This is a genomic window from Streptococcus parasanguinis (assembly GCF_001069785.1).
GTDB classification, from domain to species: domain Bacteria; phylum Bacillota; class Bacilli; order Lactobacillales; family Streptococcaceae; genus Streptococcus; species Streptococcus parasanguinis_T.
In genome coordinates this window covers 1-765 of record NZ_JVSR01000098.1, presented here as the reverse complement: position 1 = coordinate 765, position 765 = coordinate 1, and the positions used below count along the sequence as shown (strand labels likewise).

The window sequence follows — 765 nt, the reverse complement described above, 5'->3', positions numbered from 1 at the left end:
CATCTGCCTTACAAGCAGAGGGTCAGCGGTTCGATCCCGTTAACTCCCATAGGTCCCGTAGTGTAGCGGTTATCACGTCGCCCTGTCACGGCGAAGATCGCGGGTTCGATTCCCGTCGGGACCGTTAAGATAATGAAAATTATTTTAAGACTCGTTAGCTCAGTTGGTAGAGCAATTGACTTTTAATCAATGGGTCACTGGTTCGAGCCCAGTACGGGTCATATTTTGCGGGTTTGGCGGAATTGGCAGACGCACCAGATTTAGGATCTGGCGCTTTACGGCGTGGGGGTTCAAGTCCCTTAACCCGCATAAGAGAATAATAATGAGCCGGCTTAGCTCAGTTGGTAGAGCATCTGATTTGTAATCAGAGGGTCGCGTGTTCAAGTCATGTAGCCGGCATTTTTTTATATAAAGAAAGCAATGCGAACGTAGTTCAGTGGTAGAACACCACCTTGCCAAGGTGGGGGTCGCGGGTTCGAATCCCGTCGTTCGCTTGAGGAGGCCGGGGTGGCGGAACTGGCAGACGCACAGGACTTAAAATCCTGCGATTGGTAACGATCGTACCGGTTCGATTCCGGTCCTCGGCATAGACAAAGGTTGAAAGAAGCACCCTTAGCTCAACTGGATAGAGTACCTGACTACGAATCAGGCGGTTAGAGGTTCGACTCCTCTAGGGTGCATGGTCGCAAGGCTATGTAAGAATTAAATAGGAAAGAGCACCCTTAGCTCAACTGGATAGAGTACCTGACTACGAATCAGGCGGTT

At 50.2% G+C, this 765-nt stretch carries 7 tRNA genes; all 7 read left to right on the top strand.

The annotated features are described in order from the left end of the window. The first annotated feature begins 51 nt into the window (after positions 1 to 51). The 7 genes from ADG03_RS09325 to ADG03_RS09295 all read left to right on the top strand — a co-directional run bounded on the left by ADG03_RS09325 (position 52) and on the right by ADG03_RS09295 (position 680). Positions 52 to 124: transfer RNA gene (locus ADG03_RS09325), tRNA-Asp, on the top strand. A 24-nt stretch (positions 125 to 148) separates the two neighbouring features. Next, a tRNA-Lys gene (locus tag ADG03_RS09320) sits at positions 149 to 221 on the top strand. Positions 222 to 227: 6 nt separating this feature from the next. After that, positions 228 to 309, top strand: a tRNA-Leu gene (locus ADG03_RS09315). Positions 310 to 326: 17 nt separating this feature from the next. Further along, positions 327 to 399, top strand: a tRNA-Thr gene (locus tag ADG03_RS09310). A 23-nt stretch (positions 400 to 422) separates the two neighbouring features. Beyond that, a tRNA-Gly gene (locus ADG03_RS09305) sits at positions 423 to 494 on the top strand. Between the two features lie 7 nt (positions 495 to 501). Further along, positions 502 to 587: transfer RNA gene (locus ADG03_RS09300), tRNA-Leu, on the top strand. Between the two features lie 19 nt (positions 588 to 606). Further along, a tRNA-Arg gene (locus ADG03_RS09295) sits at positions 607 to 680 on the top strand. The last annotated feature ends 85 nt before the right edge of the window (positions 681 to 765 follow it).